The 14,266-nt window shown below is 73.9% G+C and carries 16 protein-coding genes; 12 read left to right on the forward strand and 4 right to left on the reverse strand.

The genetic code is table 11. The features are described from left to right. Positions 1 to 19: 19 nt before the first annotated feature. The 4 genes from ACFVHV_RS31590 to ACFVHV_RS31605 all read left to right on the forward strand — a co-directional run bounded on the left by ACFVHV_RS31590 (position 20) and on the right by ACFVHV_RS31605 (position 4,183). Complete coding sequence (locus tag ACFVHV_RS31590) at positions 20 to 1,369, forward strand: NYN domain-containing protein (protein ID WP_359908321.1); 1,350 nt, start codon at positions 20 to 22, stop codon at positions 1,367 to 1,369. 78 nt (positions 1,370 to 1,447) lie between these two features. Further along, positions 1,448 to 2,446 carry an ABC transporter ATP-binding protein gene (locus ACFVHV_RS31595; protein ID WP_380355615.1) on the forward strand — a complete coding sequence of 333 codons (999 nt, stop codon included), beginning with the start codon at positions 1,448 to 1,450 and terminating at the stop codon, positions 2,444 to 2,446. Beyond that, a complete protein-coding gene (locus ACFVHV_RS31600; protein ID WP_380355618.1) occupies positions 2,443 to 3,252 on the forward strand; it encodes an ABC transporter permease in 810 nt (269 codons plus the stop codon). Before ACFVHV_RS31595 ends, ACFVHV_RS31600 begins: the two co-directional genes overlap by 4 nt. A gap of 127 nt (positions 3,253 to 3,379) precedes the next feature. Then, positions 3,380 to 4,183, forward strand: coding sequence for a hypothetical protein (locus tag ACFVHV_RS31605; protein WP_359908315.1), 804 nt, complete (start codon positions 3,380 to 3,382; stop codon positions 4,181 to 4,183). Positions 4,184 to 4,277: 94 nt separating this feature from the next. Here the strand turns inward: ACFVHV_RS31605 and ybaK are convergent, their stop codons facing one another. From ybaK to ACFVHV_RS31620, 3 genes are all read right to left on the reverse strand, one after another. Continuing rightward, positions 4,278 to 4,772: a Cys-tRNA(Pro) deacylase gene (gene ybaK, locus ACFVHV_RS31610; RefSeq protein WP_359908312.1), complete on the reverse strand. Its 495-nt coding sequence runs from the start codon at positions 4,770 to 4,772 to the stop codon at positions 4,278 to 4,280. A gap of 22 nt (positions 4,773 to 4,794) precedes the next feature. Further along, positions 4,795 to 5,523, reverse strand: coding sequence for an LON peptidase substrate-binding domain-containing protein (locus ACFVHV_RS31615; RefSeq protein ID WP_359908309.1), 729 nt, complete (start codon positions 5,521 to 5,523; stop codon positions 4,795 to 4,797). 115 nt (positions 5,524 to 5,638) lie between these two features. Further along, complete coding sequence (locus tag ACFVHV_RS31620) at positions 5,639 to 7,219, reverse strand: oxidoreductase (protein WP_380355623.1); 1,581 nt, start codon at positions 7,217 to 7,219, stop codon at positions 5,639 to 5,641. A 90-nt stretch (positions 7,220 to 7,309) separates the two neighbouring features. Between ACFVHV_RS31620 and hisD the strand changes: the two genes are divergently transcribed. Genes hisD through hisF form a run of 8 tightly spaced genes read left to right on the forward strand, consistent with a single transcriptional unit; the run spans position 7,310 to position 13,219 of the window. Next, positions 7,310 to 8,617, forward strand: coding sequence for a histidinol dehydrogenase (gene hisD, locus ACFVHV_RS31625; protein WP_359908303.1), 1,308 nt, complete (start codon positions 7,310 to 7,312; stop codon positions 8,615 to 8,617). A gap of 5 nt (positions 8,618 to 8,622) precedes the next feature. Continuing rightward, on the forward strand, positions 8,623 to 9,774 hold the full coding sequence (locus ACFVHV_RS31630) for a histidinol-phosphate transaminase (RefSeq protein ID WP_359908300.1): 1,152 nt from the start codon (positions 8,623 to 8,625) through the stop codon (positions 9,772 to 9,774). A 5-nt stretch (positions 9,775 to 9,779) separates the two neighbouring features. Further along, positions 9,780 to 10,373, forward strand: a complete 594-nt coding sequence (gene hisB, locus ACFVHV_RS31635; protein WP_049650368.1) for an imidazoleglycerol-phosphate dehydratase HisB — start codon at positions 9,780 to 9,782, stop codon at positions 10,371 to 10,373. Further along, the gene (locus ACFVHV_RS31640) at positions 10,370 to 10,522 is read left to right on the forward strand and encodes a hypothetical protein (RefSeq protein WP_359908297.1); all 153 of its coding nucleotides are present in this window, start codon (positions 10,370 to 10,372) and stop codon (positions 10,520 to 10,522) included. Before hisB ends, ACFVHV_RS31640 begins: the two co-directional genes overlap by 4 nt. Before the next feature lie 51 nt (positions 10,523 to 10,573). After that, the gene (gene hisH / locus ACFVHV_RS31645) at positions 10,574 to 11,209 is read left to right on the forward strand and encodes an imidazole glycerol phosphate synthase subunit HisH (RefSeq protein WP_359908295.1); all 636 of its coding nucleotides are present in this window, start codon (positions 10,574 to 10,576) and stop codon (positions 11,207 to 11,209) included. A gap of 20 nt (positions 11,210 to 11,229) precedes the next feature. Beyond that, on the forward strand, positions 11,230 to 11,952 hold the full coding sequence (priA, locus tag ACFVHV_RS31650; RefSeq protein ID WP_380355628.1) for a bifunctional 1-(5-phosphoribosyl)-5-((5-phosphoribosylamino)methylideneamino)imidazole-4-carboxamide isomerase/phosphoribosylanthranilate isomerase PriA: 723 nt from the start codon (positions 11,230 to 11,232) through the stop codon (positions 11,950 to 11,952). Beyond that, complete coding sequence (locus tag ACFVHV_RS31655; protein ID WP_359908292.1) at positions 11,949 to 12,452, forward strand: RidA family protein; 504 nt, start codon at positions 11,949 to 11,951, stop codon at positions 12,450 to 12,452. The genes priA and ACFVHV_RS31655 overlap by 4 nt, the downstream gene beginning before the upstream one ends. After that, positions 12,449 to 13,219, forward strand: coding sequence for an imidazole glycerol phosphate synthase subunit HisF (hisF, locus tag ACFVHV_RS31660; protein ID WP_359908289.1), 771 nt, complete (start codon positions 12,449 to 12,451; stop codon positions 13,217 to 13,219). Before ACFVHV_RS31655 ends, hisF begins: the two co-directional genes overlap by 4 nt. A gap of 150 nt (positions 13,220 to 13,369) precedes the next feature. Here hisF and ACFVHV_RS31665 read toward each other — a convergent pair. Then, positions 13,370 to 14,266: VOC family protein (locus ACFVHV_RS31665; protein WP_380355632.1), on the reverse strand; the 897-nt coding region annotated here is incomplete at its 5' end.

Below are 14,266 nucleotides of genomic sequence, written 5' to 3' on the forward strand. Positions count from 1 at the left end.
GAGCGAAAAGAGGTGCGCGATGGACCGCTGTGTCGTCCTGGTGGACGCCGGATATCTGCTGGGCGCCGCCGCCAGCCTGCTCGCCGGGGATCCGTCCCGGTCCAAGGTCACGGTGAACCACACCGCCCTGATCACCGCACTGCGCGAGCGCGCCGAGGCCGAGACCGGGCTGCCGCTGCTGCGGATCTACTGGTTCGACGCCGCGCCCGACCGGCGCCCGATGCCCGAGCACCGGCGGCTGCGGGTACTGCCCCGGGTCACCGTGCGGCTCGGCGCGCTCACCCGGGCCGAGGGGCGCTGGGTGCAGAAGGGCGTGGACGCCGCGATGCACGCCGAACTCTCCGAACTCGCCCGCAACCGGGCCTGCGCCGACGTCGTGCTGATCACCGGTGACGGGGACCTGCTGCCCGGCATGATGACCGCCAAGGAACACGGGGTGGCCGTCCACCTGTGGGCCCTGCAGGCCGCCGACGGCGACTTCAACCAGTCCGAGGACCTGGTCGGCGAGGCGGACGAGCGGCGGGTGCTGGACCGGGAGTGGATCGAGGGGTCCTTCTCGCTGCGGGAGCACTCCAGCATGTTCCCGGCCCCGGGGGCCCGGCAGGAGATCGCCAAGATCCTCGCCGCCCCGCCCGCCGCACCGCCCGCCGTCCTGCCCACCGTGGTGCCGCCGGTGGTCCGTCCGGTGGCCGCCGCCTCGGCCGCCGCGGCCCCCGCCGCGGCCTCGGCGGGAGCGGACCCCGACGCCGACGGCCGGCCGCAGCCGGCCGCGGCCGCGCTCAAGGTCGTCCCGACGCCGAAGGACCTCGCCGGCAGGGCCTCCTCCGTCACCGCGATCACCCCGTCGGCGAACGGGACCAACGGCCCCGGGGCCACCGGCCACGGCACGAACGGGCACGCCGCGAACGGGCACGGGGTCAACGGGCACGGGGCCGTCGCGCAGGCCGGGCCGGTGCTGCGCTGGTCCTCCGACCGCGGCTGGGTGGACCGGCCCGCCCCGGAGCCCGCCGTCACCGCCGGCGACAGCCTGCCCACACTCGCCCAGCTCACCACCGCCGAGCAGCGCTGGGCCGACCGCGAGGAGGACATCACCTCCATCGGCGGCGACGCCCACGAAGTCGGACAGGTCTTCGCCCGCCGCTGGAGCGACCGCGTCGGCGACACCGAGAGACTCACCATGCTCTGGCCCGACTACCCGCGCATCCCGCACCGGGTGGACGGCGAGCTGCTGCGCTACGCCGCCCGCTTCGGGCTGCTGGCGCACAAGGACGACCAGATCGACGAGCACGACCGCTACGCCATCCGGGCCGGGTTCTGGAAGGAACTGGCGGCCCGGGTGCCGGGCGGGTCGATGGTCGTCGACGACTGAGCCGGCCGGTCGGCGGCCCGGGGGTCGGCAGGGCCCCGTTGTCCGGTTCGCCCGTACGAGCGCGTAGAGTCGTCGGTCGTGAACGAGACGGCCGGGCGAGCACCCGAGGAACCCCAGCCGTGCGCCGTCGTGCGCGACCTGGTCAGGACCTACCGCAGCGGGCGCGGCGCGGCCGCCACCGAGATCCGGGCCAACGACGGGATCACCCTCACCGTCCGCAGGGGCGAGATCTTCGGGCTGCTCGGGCCCAACGGAGCCGGGAAGTCGACGCTGGTGCGCCAGCTCACCGGGCTGCTGCGCCCCGACTCGGGATCCGTCGAACTCTTCGGCCACGACATCGTGCGGCACCCCGAGCGGGCCGCCCGGCTGCTCGGCTACCTCGGGCAGGAATCCACCGCGCTGGACGAGCTGACGGTGGCGCTCGCCGCCGAGACCACCGGACGGCTGCGCGGACTCACCCGGGCCCAGGCCCGCGGTACGGCCGCGGACGTGCTGACGGAGCTCGGGCTGGAGCCGATCGCCACCCGGCCGCTCGCCATGCTGTCCGGCGGACAGCGGCGGCTCGCCTGCTTCGCGGCCGCCCTGGTGGGGGACCGGCCGCTGCTCGTCCTGGACGAGCCCACCACCGGCATGGACCCCGTCGCCCGGCGGGCCGTGTGGAGCGCCGTGGACCGGCGGCGCGCCGAGCACGGGACGACGGTGCTGCTGGTCACCCACAACGTGATCGAGGCGGAGACGGTGCTCGACCGGGTCGCCGTGGTGGACGACGGCCGGGTGATCGCCTGCGACACGCCCGGCGGGCTCAAGGCGCTGGTGGACGGTGACGTCCGGCTCGACCTGGTCTGGCGGGACGAGGCGCCGGTCGGCGTGCCCGCCGTCGCCGCGCTGCGCGAGCGGGCCGAGTGCACCGGCCGCCGCTGGACCGTCCGCACCACCCCCGAGCAGGCCCGCGAACTGGTCGCCGCCGTCACCACCGGCCCGGCCTTCGCCGCCCTCGACGACTTCACCCTCGCCACCCCGAGCCTTGAGGACGCGTACCTCAAGCTGGGCGGCCGCCACGGAGGACTGGCCAAGTGACGCTGCTCTCGGTGCCCCCGCGGACCGACCGGTCCACGGCCGCCCCCGCTCCGCTCGCCCCCGCGGCCAGGCTGCTGCCGGCGCTCGCGGCCGTGTACCGGGCGCAGCTCGCCCGGGCACGGGTGGCGCGCATCCCGCTGCTGTTCGTGGCCACCTTCCAGTCCGTGGGCATCCTGGTGATGATGCGGGGCGTGGTGGACGCCGGGCAGTCCTCGGAGGCGCGGTCGGTGGTCGCCGGGTCGAGCGTGCTGGTGGTGGCCTTCGTCGCGCTGAACCTGCTCGCCCAGTACTTCGGGAAGCTGCGGGCCACCGGCGGGCTCGACCACTACGCGACGCTGCCGGTGCCGGCCGCCTCGGTGGTGCTGGGGGCGGCCGCCGCGTACGCCTCCTTCACCCTGCCCGGGACGCTCGTCACGGCGGTGTTCGGGGCGGTGATGTTCGGGTTGCCGCTCGGGCAGCTGTGGGTGCTGCTGGCGGTCGTGCCGCTGGCCGGGGCCGCGCTGTCCGGGCTGGGAGCGGCCTGCGGCCTGCTGGCGCCGCGCCAGGAGATCGCGACGATGCTCGGGCAGCTCGGGATGTCGGCGGCCCTGCTGCTGGGCGTGCTGCCGGTGAACCACCTGCCGCAGCCGGTGCAGTGGCTGCGGGACCTGCTGCCGTCCACGTACGGGGTGGACGCCTTCGCGCGGACGTTCGCGCCGGATCCGGACTGGGCGCTGGTGCTCGGGGACCTGGCGGTCTGCGCGGGGGTGGGCGTGGTGTCGCTGGCCGTCGCCACCTGGGCGTACCGGCGGGCGGTCTCGCGGTAGGGCGTTGCGCGGCGGGCCGTCCCGCGGTCGCTGCCCGGTCCCGGGCGGCACGGGCCGGTGCGGGCCCGGTACGGCGGTCGGTACGGTGGTGGGTCGTTCGAGTGGCCGTCGTGAAACGATGGGGTCCGTGACCGTACCGAACACACCTCCGGATCCCGCCCCCGCCGACGTGCACGGCCCGCACGGCGTGCACGACGCGCGCGATGCGCAGGCGGTGCCGGACGCAGCGTCCGACCCGTTCGCGCCGCCGTACGGGGCCACCGCCCTCGGGCACGGGACGACCCCGCTGGGGCAGCGGCTGCTGCCGGAGGTCCGGGTCGGGGCGGGGGTCGTGGTCGCCTGCCTGGTGGCCGGTCTGGTGGTGGCCGGGCTGTGGGCCTGGCTGGCGCCGAAGGTGCCGCTGGTGGTGGACGGGGACCGCATCCTCTACGCCGACCCCGAGGGGGAGCAGCGGGCCGGCGCCGACGCGGTGTTCGTGCTCATCTGCCTGGGGGCCGGGATCCTGACCGCGCTCGGCGCCTTCCTGATCACCCGCAGGCGCGGCGGCGGCATCGCGGTCGCGCTGGGGCTGACCGTCGGCGGGCTGCTCGGGTCGATCGGGGCCTGGCGGATCGGGCGCTGGCTCGGGCCGGGCAACGACCTGATCGGCGAGGCCCGGCGGGTCGGCAACGGCGGGCACTTCGACGCGGGCATCGACCTGGGTGCACTGGGTGCGCTGCTGGTCTGGCCGATGACGGCGATGGTGGTGCTGCTCCTGCTCTCGGCGGCGTTCGGGAAGCGCGAGGAGGACCCGCCGCCGTACTGGGCGCCGGTGGCGCAGTCGCCGCTGGGGGTGCCTCCGGCGGGGGCGCCGACGGGGCCGTGGGCCGGGCCGTACCCGGGAGCGGGGTCGCAGCCGGGGACGGGAACGGGGAGCGGTACGGGGCACTGACGTACGCGTCGTCCCCCGAGCCCCCGAGCCGCCGCTTTCGCGGGGGAGGGGCTCCGGGGGCGCTCGGCAGGGCCCGGAAGGTGCTCGGCAGCGCTCAGCGGGCGATGGGGGCGGTGCTGGCCCTGGTGAGGGTGACGAGGTCGCCCGGGGCCAGTTCGACTTCGAGGCCGCGGCGGCCCGCCGAGACGTAGACGGTGGGGTGGCCGAGCGCGCTGGCGTCGACGACGGTCCGCAGCGGGCGGCGCTGGCCCAGCGGGGAGATGCCGCCGAGGACGTAGCCGCTGCTGCGCTCGGCGGCGGCCGGGTCGGCCATGGCGGCGCGCTTGCCGCCGACGGCCGCCGCCAGGGCCTTGAGGTCGAGCTGGCCGGCGACCGGGACCACGCCGACGGTGAGGGTGCCGTCCACGTCGGCGACGAGGGTCTTGAAGACCCGCTCGGGGGCGATGCCGAGGACCTCGGCGGCCTCGCCGCCGTAGGAGGCGGCGGCCGGGTCGTGGTCGTAGGCGTGCACGGTGAACGGGACGGCGGCGGCTTCCAGGGCGACGGTGGCGGGCGTGCCCTGGCCGCCCTTCCTGGGCTTCTTGGCCATGTCGGGTCCTCGGGGTCCTCGGTCAGTTGGGGCTGAAGCGCTGGCGGGTGAGGTCGGTGGCGGGCAGCGAGGGCAGCCAGCTGAGGACGGCGCTCTCGCGGCGCAGCAGGTCGAGTTCGGCGCGCAGCCGCTGGGCGTTGTCCGGGCAGGCGAGCAGCTGCTGCTTGACCGGGGTCTCGAACACCGAGGCGGCGGCGACCAGGTAGGAGAGCACCTGAGGGTCGTCCGGGAGCTCCTGGTGGCCGACGGTGCTGGCCTCGCGGGCGCCGGCCAGGCGCTTCTGGTAGACCCGGAACGCCCGCTCGACCTCGGAGGCCAGCGCGCCGGAGCCCTCGCCGGGGCGCTCCTCGATCGACTCGATCTCACCGGTCAGGTACGGGCCGGAGACGTCCGCCGAGCGCAGCCGGAACCGGGTGGTGCCGGTGACCAGCAGCTCGTAGCGGCCGTCCGGCTGGTGCTCGACCGAGGCGATGTCGGCGACGCAGCCGATGTGGAACATCGCCTCCAAGGGGTCCCCGGTGGCGGTGCCGAGGCCGTCCAGCGGGCCGGCCGGGCCGCCCTCGGGTCTGACCGGGGCGACCTCCCGGCCGTCCCTGATCGCGAGCACGCCGAACCGCCGGGGGGTGTCCTCGGACTGTTCGAGCAGGTCGGCGACGAGACGGCGGTAGCGCTCCTCGAAGACGTTCAGGGGCAGCACCAGGCCCGGGTAGAGCACGGTGTTCAGCGGGAAGAGCGGCAGCCGTTCTGTCACGGCGGACAGCGTAGTTCCCCGGGCGGGGGCCTTGTCGCACGGTCTGCGGGGTCGGCCGTCGACGAGGCGGCCGCCGACGGGCCGATCGCCGACCGCCGTCGGCCCGTCGGCCGGCTCAGCCGCGCTGGAGCATCCTGGTGGCGCCGGTGACGACCGTGGAGGCGAGCAGCCAGCCGATCACGACCAGCCCGGCGGAGATCCACTGGGTGAGGCCCGCGGGGTTCCAGCCGCCCTGGTTGAGGTCCACGATCGGCAGCAGCTGGTTGAGGGTGTACAGCACCGGGTTCCAGTGCGGGCGCTCGTCGGCCTTGAGCGGCTCCAGGGGGTGGGTGGCGAACCAGACGCTGCCGAGGATCCAGGCGAGAAGCAGCCACAGTCCCGCCCGGCCGGGCCGGTAGCCGTAGCCGACGGTGACGTCCTGGACCGCGCCCCAGACCCGGGCGGGCAGCGGCAGGGTGCGCCGGCGCCGGCGCTGCTTGGCGTACAGCACCTCGCGGGCGTCGTCGTCGGCGCCGTCGCGGCGCAGGGCGGCGGCGAGCTGCTCGTAGGACTCCGGCTGGAAGTCCACCGAGGAGCCCTCCAGCCAGGCGATCCGCTGCTGGACGGTGAAGGGACGGGCCGGACGCAGGTTCTCGTACACGAAGCCGGTGAGGCGCAGGTGCTTGCCGAGCGGCCACGCCTCCGGGGCGTCGACCAGGTTGCCGACCCGGGCGCGGGAGAGCGAGACGGTGCCGGTGGGGCGGAACTTGCAGGTGAAGCGCAGCTCGGGGGTCTGGATGCGGCTCAGCGCGAGTTCGTCGGTGTCCGCCAGGTGGAACTCGCCGGAGATCAGGCAGGCGCTGTCGAAGCGCGAGTCGGAGAGGCGGACCTGGCCCCAGGCGCGGAACGGGGTGACCGGGCCGTCCGGCGGCGGGTACTCGCCGTAGCCGGAGCCGTAGTAGCCGCGGGCGCCGGACCAGCCGCGGTCGGCGGAGCCGGTCAGGTACAGGGTGTGGCCGACACTGACCCGGACGGCGTTGAAGCAGATGCGGTTCTTCTCCGGGACGGCGCGCAGCTGGGCGCCGCGCAGCGAGAGCCGGCCGCCTATCCTGGCCGTCCGTATGCTCAACTCGCCCGTGGTCTCCAGGCGTTCGGCCTCGAAGTCCTGGTTGACGGTGATCCCGTCGGCGGAGACGGCACGGGCGAAGCGGTCGCCGCCGACCACCGTCTGGTTGAGCAGCAGGTCGGTGCCGATCTTGGAGTCGGTGAGCCGGATGCCCTCGGGGACGCGGCAGCGGGCCAGGTGGAGGTCGCCGGTGGTGGAGAGCCGGGAGGCCTCCAGCCGGGGGATGAGGCAGCCCACGAAGCGCAGCGTCGAGGCCACGGCCTCGGACATCAGGATCTTCTGGTCGAAGCGGCAGCCGTGGACCTCGACGTAGCGGTCGATGTCGGCGCCGGCCAGCTTGAGCGCCCCGGTGACCAGCACGCCGCTGAGCCGCAGCGAGGCGACCCGCCCGGCGGCGGGCTCCGGGCCGGCCAGCAGCAGGTGGGCGAGCACCTCGGCGCGGACGGTGCGCTCGGGGCCCCAGACGGCGTCGCCGAAGGGGTCGTCGGCCTCCGCCTCGCCCGTACGGAGGTCCAGGATCTCGCCCTCGCGGTAGGCCTCCCAGAGCCTCCGCTCGACCCCGTTCCAGCCCTCCGGAGCACGCTCCGCCATGTTTCCCCCGTCCCCCCGGTCGTCTCGCCCTTCGTATCACGGACTGAAATGCGGGACCAGCGGTTCCGGCCACTCCTTACACTGGGTGGCGTGATCTCTCGAATCGACCTCCGCGGCTCGCTGGACGACCCGCGTGACCTGCTGCCCCGTGCCGAGTTCGACGTCGCGGCCGCCCTGGAGAAGGTGCGGCCGATCGCCGAGGACGTACGCCATCGCGGGGTCGCGGCGCTGATCGAGATCACCGAGCGCTTCGACGGCGTCCGGCTGGAGTCGACCCGGGTCCCGGCCGAGCAGCTGACCGCGGCACTGGAGACGCTGGACCCGAAGGTCCGGGCCGCGCTGGAGGAGTCGATCCGCCGGGCCCGCGCCGTGCACGCGGACCAGCGCCGCACCGGGCACACCACCCAGGTGGTGCCGGGCGGCACGGTCACCCAGCGCTGGGTGCCGGTCGAGCGGGTCGGCCTGTACGTGCCGGGCGGGCTGGCGGTCTACCCGTCCTCCGTGGTGATGAACGTGGTGCCGGCCCAGGCGGCGGGCGTCCGGGGCATCGCCGTCAGCTCGCCGCCGCAGAAGGAGTTCGGCGGCCGCGTCCACCCGGCCATCCTGGCGGCCTGCGCGCTGCTCGGCGTGGAGGAGGTGTACGCCGTCGGTGGCGCCCAGGCGGTCGCGATGTTCGCCCTCGGCACCGAGGAGTGCGCGCCGGTGAACATGGTCACCGGCCCGGGCAACATCTACGTGGCCGCCGCCAAGCGCTACTTCGCCGGCCGGATCGGCATCGACTCCGAGGCCGGCCCGACCGAGATCGCCGTCCTCGCCGACGACAGCGCGCTGGCGTCCGACGTCGCCGCCGACCTGATCAGCCAGGCCGAGCACGGCCCGACCTCCGGCTCGGTGCTGGTCACCGACTCCCCGGCACTGGCCGACGCGGTCGAGGCCGAGCTGGCCGTGCAGGTCGCGAGGACCAAGCACGGCGAGCGGGTGGCCGAAGCGCTGGGCGGCAGGCAGTCCGGCATCATCCTGGTCGACGACCTGGAGCAGGGCCTCGCCGTGGTCAACGCGTACGCGGCCGAGCACCTGGAGATCCAGACCCGCGACGCCCACGCCGTGGCGGCCCGGGTGGTCAACGCCGGCGCGATCTTCATCGGCCGCTGGACCCCGGTCTCGCTGGGCGACTACGCGGCCGGCTCCAACCACGTGCTGCCGACCGGCGGCTGCGCCTGCCACTCCTCCGGGCTGTCGGTGCAGACCTTCCTGCGCGGCGTCCAGGTCGTCGAGTACGACCGGGAGGCGCTGGCGGACGTCGCCGCGCACGTGGTCACCCTGGCGAACGCCGAGGACCTGCCGGGGCACGGGGACGCCATCAAGGCCCGCTTCGACTGGACGGTGCCGGGAGCGTGACTGCCATGACTCGCATCGACGACCTGCCCATCCGGGACGAGCTGCGCGGCCAGTCCCCGTACGGCGCGCCGCAGCTGGACGTGCCCGTCCAGCTGAACACCAACGAGAACCCGTACCCGCTGCCCGAGGAGCTGGTCGCCCGGATCGCCGAGCGCGTCGCCGAGGCCGCCCGCGGGCTGAACCGCTACCCCGACCGGGACGCGGTCGAGCTGCGCGAGGGCCTCGCCGGGTACCTCGGGAAGACCACCGGCTTCCCCGTCCGGCGTGAGCAGGTGTGGGCGGCCAACGGCTCCAACGAGGTGCTCCAGCAGCTGCTGCAGACCTTCGGCGGCCCCGGCCGCAGCGCGCTCGGCTTCGAGCCCTCGTACTCGATGCACGCGCTGATCTCCCGGGGCACCGGCACGGCCTGGATCTCCGGCCCGCGCAACGACGACTTCACCATCGACGTGGACGCCGCCGTCACCGCCATCGCGGAGCACCGGCCGAACGTGGTGTTCGTCTGCTCACCCAACAACCCGACCGGCACCGCCGTGGACGCCGACACCGTGCTGCGGCTGTACGAGGCCGCGCAGGCCGCCCGGCCCAGCCTGGTGGTGGTGGACGAGGCGTACGTCGAGTTCTCGCACCGCGCCTCGCTGCTGCCGCTGATCGAGGGCCGCCCCAACCTGGTGGTCAGCCGCACCATGTCCAAGGCCTTCGGCGCGGCCGGACTGCGCCTGGGCTACCTGGCCGCCGACCCGGCCGTGGTGGACGCGGTGCAGCTGGTGCGCCTGCCGTACCACCTGTCGGCCGTCACCCAGGCCACCGCGCTGGCCTGCCTGGAGCACACCGACACCCTGCTGGGGTACGTCGGGCGGCTCAAGGAGGAGCGCGACCGGCTGGTCGACGCGCTGCGGGGAATGGGCCTGGAGGTCACCGACTCGGACGCCAACTTCGTCCAGTTCGGCCGCTTCGCCGACACCCACGCGGTCTGGCAGGCCATCCTCGACCAGGGCGTCCTGGTCCGCGACAACGGCGTCCCCGGGTGGCTGCGCGTCACCGCCGGCACGCCCGCCGAGAACGACGCCTTCCTGGACGCCGTCCGCACCGCCCTCCCGTCTCCCACCCCCACCCTTGATCGAGCACGCTCCGCGCGCGCTGCCAGTCAGGAGCTGTAACCCCCATGTCCCGCATCGGACGCGTCGAGCGCACCACCAAGGAGACCTCGGTCCTGGTCGAGATAGACCTCGACGGCACCGGGAGGACCGACATCTCCACGGGCGTCGGCTTCTACGACCACATGCTCGACCAGCTCGGCCGGCACGGCCTGTTCGACCTCACCGTCAAGACCGACGGCGACCTGCACATCGACACCCACCACACCATCGAGGACACCGCCCTCGCGCTCGGCGCCGCCTTCAAGCAGGCGCTCGGCGACAAGGTGGGCATCTACCGCTTCGGCAACTGCACGGTGCCGCTGGACGAGTCGCTCGCCCAGGTCACCGTGGACCTCTCCGGCCGGCCGTACCTGGTGCACACCGAGCCCGAGGGCATCGCGCCGATGATCGGCTCGTACGACACCACGATGACCCGGCACATCCTGGAGTCCTTCGTGGCCCAGGCGCAGATCGCGCTGCACGTCCACGTGCCGTACGGGCGCAACGCGCACCACATCGTGGAGTGCCAGTTCAAGGCGCTGGCCCGGGCGCTGCGCTACGCCGCCGAGCGCGACCCGCGCGCGGCCGGAATCCTCCCGTCGACCAAGGGTGCGCTGTGAGCAATACCGCGATGATCCTCATCTTCGTCGGCCTCTTCCTGGCCGGCGGAGTCATCTCCTTCTGGAAGCAGAAGCACTCGAAGAGCGTCATCCTGGTGCTCGCCTTCGGCTCCGTGATGTGCCTGGCCTCCGGCCTCCTGCGCCTGTAGACCCGCCGCCCGGGACCCGCCGCCCGCCGCACAGAGACTGGACACCTGAACATGGGCAAGAACGTCGTCGTCCTCGACTACGGCTCCGGCAACCTCCGCTCGGCGCAGCGCGCCCTGGAGCGGACCGGAGCGGACGTCACCGTCAGCTCCGACTACGACACCGCGATGGCCGCGGACGGTCTGCTCGTCCCCGGCGTGGGCGCCTTCGAGGCCTGCATGCGCGGACTCAAGTCCGTCCGCGGGGACTGGATCGTGGGCCGCCGGCTCGCCGGCGGCCGACCGGTCATGGGCATCTGCGTCGGCATGCAGATCCTCTTCGAGAAGGGGGTCGAGCACGGCGTGGAGACGGCCGGCTGCGACGAGTGGCCGGGCACCGTGGAGCCGCTGGACGCCCCCGTCGTCCCGCACATGGGCTGGAACACCGTGGACGCGCCCGCGGAGAGCCGGATGTTCGCCGGCCTCGACCCGCAGACCCGCTTCTACTTCGTGCACTCCTACGGGGTGCGGCACTGGGAACTGGAGGCCCACAGCGCGCGGATCAACCCGCCGCTGGTCACCTGGGCCACCCACGGGCAGCCGTTCGTCGCGGCCGTCGAGAACGGCCCGCTCTGGGCCACCCAGTTCCACCCCGAGAAGTCCGGTGACGCCGGCGCCGCCCTGCTGACCAACTGGGTCAACACCCTCTGACTGTCTGAGAGTTGGATCTGATGAGCCTCGAACTGCTGCCCGCCGTCGACGTCCGGGACGGTCAGGCCGTCCGCCTGGTCAAGGGCGCCTCCGGCACCGAGACCTCCTTCGGCGAGCCGCTCGCCGCCGCCCTCGCCTGGCAGAACGCCGGCGCCGAGTGGCTGCACCTGGTCGACCTGGACGCCGCCTTCGGCACCGGCTCCAACTACGAGCTGCTGCGCGACGTCACCGGCCGGCTGGACATCAAGGTCGAGCTGTCCGGCGGCATCCGCGACGACGAGTCGCTCGCCCGCGCGCTCGCCACCGGCTGCACCCGGGTCAACCTCGGCACCGCCGCCCTGGAAGCCCCGGAGTGGGTCGCCAAGGCCATCGCCGAGCACGGCGACAAGATCGCCGTCGGCCTGGACGTCGTCGGCACCACCCTGCGCGGCCGCGGCTGGACCCGCGACGGCGGCCAGCTCTTCGAGGTGCTGGAGCGCCTCGACCAGGAGGGCTGCGCCCGCTACGTCGTCACCGACGTCAACCGGGACGGCACCCTGACCGGCCCCAACCTCCAGCTGCTGCGCGACGTCTGCGCCGCGACCGCCAAGCCCGTGGTCGCCTCCGGCGGCGTCTCCTCGCTCGACGACCTGCGCGCCATCTCCTCGCTCGTCGGTGAGGGTGTCGAGGGAGCCATCGTGGGCAAGGCACTCTACGAGCAGAAGTTCACCCTCGAAGAGGCCCTGGAGGCGGTTTCAGGATGACGGATGGTCGGATCGTACGCGGCGAGGTCGAACACGGCGCGGTCGGGCACGGCGCGGTCGTGCGCGGCCGGGTCGGCGGATTCTCCCCCTGGGAGGACGAGTTCGGCTACTCCCGGGCGGTCGCCGCGGGGGACCACGTGCACGTGGCCGGCTCCACCGCCTGGGTGGACGGCCGGATCGAGCACGAGGGCGACCCGTACCGGCAGACCCTCGCCGCGTTCGGCGTCGGGCTCAAGGCCCTGGCCGCGTACGGTCTGACCATCGACGACGTGGTCCGCACCCGGATGTACATCACCCACGTCCGCGACGCCGAGGAGGTGGGCCGCGCCCACCGTGAACTCTTCGACGCCGCACGCCCGGCGGCCACCATGGTGGTGGTCGAGGGACTCATCGACTCCCGGATGATGGTCGAGATCGAGCTCGACGCCTACCGGTCCGGGCTGGCGAAGACCCTGGAAGCACTGGAAACCCTGGAAGCCCTGGAAGGCGAACAGCCGTGACCCTCGCAGTACGTGTCATCCCCTGCCTGGACGTCGACGCCGGGCGGGTGGTCAAGGGCGTCAACTTCCAGAACCTGCGCGACGCCGGCGACCCGGTCGAGATGGCCAAGCTCTACGACGCCGAAGGCGCCGACGAGCTCACCTTCCTCGACATCACCGCCTCCTCCGGCGACCGGGAGACCACCTACGACGTGGTCCGCCGCACCGCCGAGCAGGTCTTCATCCCGCTGACGGTGGGCGGCGGCATCCGTGCCGTCGAGGACGTCGACAAGCTGCTGCGGGCCGGCGCCGACAAGGTCGGCGTCAACACCGCGGCCATCGCCCGGCCCGAGCTGATCCGCGAGATCGCCAAGCGCTTCGGCCGGCAGGTCCTGGTGCTCTCGGTGGACGCCCGGCGCTGCCCGCCCGGGACGGAGACCGAGTCGGGCTACGAGGTCACCACGCACGGCGGGCGGCAGGGCACCGGCCTGGACGCCGTCGAATGGGCGGGCCGCGCCGCCGAGTTGGGCGCGGGCGAGATCCTGCTCAACTCGATGGACGCCGACGGCACCAAGGACGGCTACGACCTGGAGATGATCCGGGCCGTGCGCAAGGCCGTCTCGGTGCCGGTGATCGCCTCCGGCGGAGCGGGCAGGCTCGCCGACTTCGCGCCGGCCGTCGAGGCGGGCGCGGACGCGGTGCTGGCCGCCAGCGTGTTCCACTTCGGGGACCTGCGGATCGGCGACGTCAAGGGCGCGCTGCGCGAGGCCGGGCACCCGGTGCGCTGACGTTCGGCGCGTGCGTGTGCGTTCCGCGCGTGCGCTGACGTTCGGAGTGTTCGTTTGCGTGTGCGCTGACGTTCGGCGCGCGCGTTCCGTGCGCGTTCCGTGCGTGACGAGGGCCCGCGGTTCCCGGAACCGCGGGCCCTCGCCGCACCCTCAGGACTCCTGGGGCTCGCCCTTGATCAGCGCGAAGGGGGCGCCGTTCGGGTCCGCCAGCCAGGCCAGCCGGCCGACGTTCTCCACGTCCGCGGCCGGCATCAGCACCGAGCCGCCGGCCGCCGTCGCCCTGGCGATCACCGCGTCCACGTCCTCGGCGGCGAAGTACGGCGTCCAGGCGGAGGGCTGCTCCGGGGACATCGTCGGGGCGATGCCGCCGAAGCTGGTGTCCCGCTGGTCGCCCTCGGCGGTGGAGAGCACCCGGTAGGTCATGCCCGGCGACGGCTCGAAGTTCTCCACCCGCCAGCCGAACAGCTGCCGGTAGAAGGCGAAGGCGCCGTCCTGGTCGGAGGTGTGCAGTTCGGCCCAGACCAGGGCGCCCTCCTCCGACACGGCGTCCAGGCCCTTGGTGTTGCCGGACTGCCAGACGGCGAACCGGGCGCCCTGCGGGTCCGAGAACTGCGCCAGTCGGCCCTCCTGCATCACGTCCATCGGCTCGACCAGGACCTTGCCGCCGGCCTGCCGGACGGCATTGGCGGTGGCGTCCGCGTCGGAGCTGCGGAAGTACGTCGTCCAGGTGGACGGGTCACCCTCGTTGAGCGAGCCGATCGCGCCGACGGTCTTCCCGTTCAGCTGGACGAAGCCGTAGCCACCGGTGTCGGGGATCTCCAGGAACGTCCAGCCGAAGACCGTGCTGTAGAACGCGGCCGTGGCGGGGATGTCCGGGCTGCCCAGGTCGATCCAGCAGGGCGAGCCGATGGGGAAGTCGGTGGTGAGCATGGCGGTGTGCCCTTCGACGGATGGGACGGCCTGGGACAGCCGGGGAGGCGGCCGGGGCCCGCTGTGAGCCGCGTCACTTCCCCGCCCGCCGTGCAGCAGCGGGCGGACGGGGGCCGT

Origin of the sequence: Kitasatospora sp. NPDC127116 (assembly GCF_042677365.1) — a bacterium.
GTDB classification, from domain to species: Bacteria; Actinomycetota; Actinomycetes; order Streptomycetales; family Streptomycetaceae; genus Kitasatospora; species Kitasatospora lactacystinica.

Bases quoted from the DNA above. Each gene is read 5' to 3' on its own strand.
- hisB (WP_049650368.1), top strand. From the start codon at position 9,780: ATGTCCCGCATCGGACGCGTCGAGCGCACCACCAAGGAGACCTCGGTC.
- ybaK (WP_359908312.1), bottom strand. From the start codon at position 4,772: ATGGCCAAGAAGCCCAGGAAGGGCGGCCAGGGCACGCCCGCCACCGTC.
- ACFVHV_RS31655 (WP_359908292.1), top strand. From the start codon at position 11,949: ATGACGGATGGTCGGATCGTACGCGGCGAGGTCGAACACGGCGCGGTC.
- ACFVHV_RS31590 (WP_359908321.1), top strand. From the start codon at position 20: ATGGACCGCTGTGTCGTCCTGGTGGACGCCGGATATCTGCTGGGCGCC.
- ACFVHV_RS31620 (WP_380355623.1), bottom strand. From the start codon at position 7,219: ATGGCGGAGCGTGCTCCGGAGGGCTGGAACGGGGTCGAGCGGAGGCTC.
- hisH (WP_359908295.1), top strand. From the start codon at position 10,574: ATGGGCAAGAACGTCGTCGTCCTCGACTACGGCTCCGGCAACCTCCGC.
- ACFVHV_RS31630 (WP_359908300.1), top strand. From the start codon at position 8,623: ATGACTCGCATCGACGACCTGCCCATCCGGGACGAGCTGCGCGGCCAG.
- priA (WP_380355628.1), top strand. From the start codon at position 11,230: ATGAGCCTCGAACTGCTGCCCGCCGTCGACGTCCGGGACGGTCAGGCC.